Raw genomic sequence first — 1027 nt, 5'->3', positions numbered from 1 at the left:
ATCCGCGCTTCCACCTGCACTTCACGCCGACCTCGGCCTCATGGCTCAACCAGGTTGAGCGCTTCTTTGCCCTGATCACCCAGGAGCGCATTCGGCGGGGCGCCTTCACGAGCGTGCCCGATCTGGAGAGTGCTATCATGGACTACCTGGAGCACCACAATGCCGACCCGAGACCCTTTGTCTGGACCGCCTCGGCCTCAGCTATCCTGGAAAAGGTCGCCCGTGCGAAACAAGCGTTAGAGTCACAACACTAGGATGTCATCGCTCGAGGGAAACTTCCCCACGCCGGCCAAGCCCTCCGTGGCGCATTCGACGTTGGCCCAGCGGACGATGCCATCACGGTCGATCAGGAACTGCCCTTTTAGCTGGGGCCATTGGCGCTCCATATCAGTGTGATCGGTGTCGTTCTCCGTATAGCCGTCAAGCTTTGCCACGGCTGCAGCAGCCTCCATAATCGGCAGAGGCTCCGGCAAAATTCCGTCGGGATTGATGCGGATCTCGCCGAGCGCCTTCACGAGCTCAGGAGTCGGCGTAGGCTTTGGAATGCCAAAGGCCCGGTGCGTGGTGAGCTCGGGGTCAGCAGCCAAGCGGAAACGGGTTGGCCGAAATTTGAAATAGAGCCGAGCGTTCTCGGGTGGCGTGGCCACGATTCCGAGTGTTTCAATTCCTGACGCTTTGAGTGCTGGTTCGGACATTCCGACCTGGGCGATGGCCCGCCGGCAGAAGGGACACCACAGCCCGACGAACAAAGCGAGGAACAACGGGGTTCTTCCTCGATAGTCGGCCAGCGACACGGTGCCGGACCCGTCCACTGCCGGCAGCGTGAAGTCAGGCGCCCGCTGGCCTGGGGAAATTGTGGGGTGCGCTTCTGAGATGCTCATGGCCTAACTCCTCCCTCTGCTAGATCCTCGGCCCAGAGGATTTGACGAGTTGGGGATGGCGGAGGAGGGGCAGGCCTTCAGGGGCGACCAACACCTCGATGCTTCGCGCCACTCCGGGCTGACGGCGGATCAAGCCGGCGCGTTCC

1 protein-coding gene and 1 pseudogene are annotated in these 1027 nt (G+C 61.9%); one reads left to right on the top strand and one right to left on the bottom strand.

Annotation, left to right across the window (positions count from 1 at the left end):
- Positions 1 to 254 (top strand): annotated as a pseudogene (locus FS320_RS46910) (IS630 family transposase); the annotation flags it as partial.
- On the opposite strand, the gene FS320_RS44040 reads toward FS320_RS46910, so the two are convergent.
- Entirely contained in the window at positions 243 to 881 is a 639-nt protein-coding gene (locus FS320_RS44040) for a redoxin domain-containing protein (RefSeq protein ID WP_152718737.1), read from the bottom strand. The pseudogene FS320_RS46910 and the gene FS320_RS44040 sit on opposite strands and share 12 nt — an antisense overlap.
- Positions 882 to 1027 lie beyond the last annotated feature (146 nt).

Source organism: Microvirga tunisiensis (assembly GCF_009296175.1).
GTDB classification, from domain to species: Bacteria; Pseudomonadota; Alphaproteobacteria; order Rhizobiales; family Beijerinckiaceae; genus Microvirga; species Microvirga tunisiensis.
The sequence above is the reverse complement of the archived record's forward strand: the minus strand, read 5'-3'. Positions and strand labels throughout refer to the sequence as shown.

Bases quoted from the DNA above. Each gene is read 5' to 3' on its own strand.
- FS320_RS44040 (WP_152718737.1), bottom strand. From the start codon at position 881: ATGAGCATCTCAGAAGCGCACCCCACAATTTCCCCAGGCCAGCGGGCG.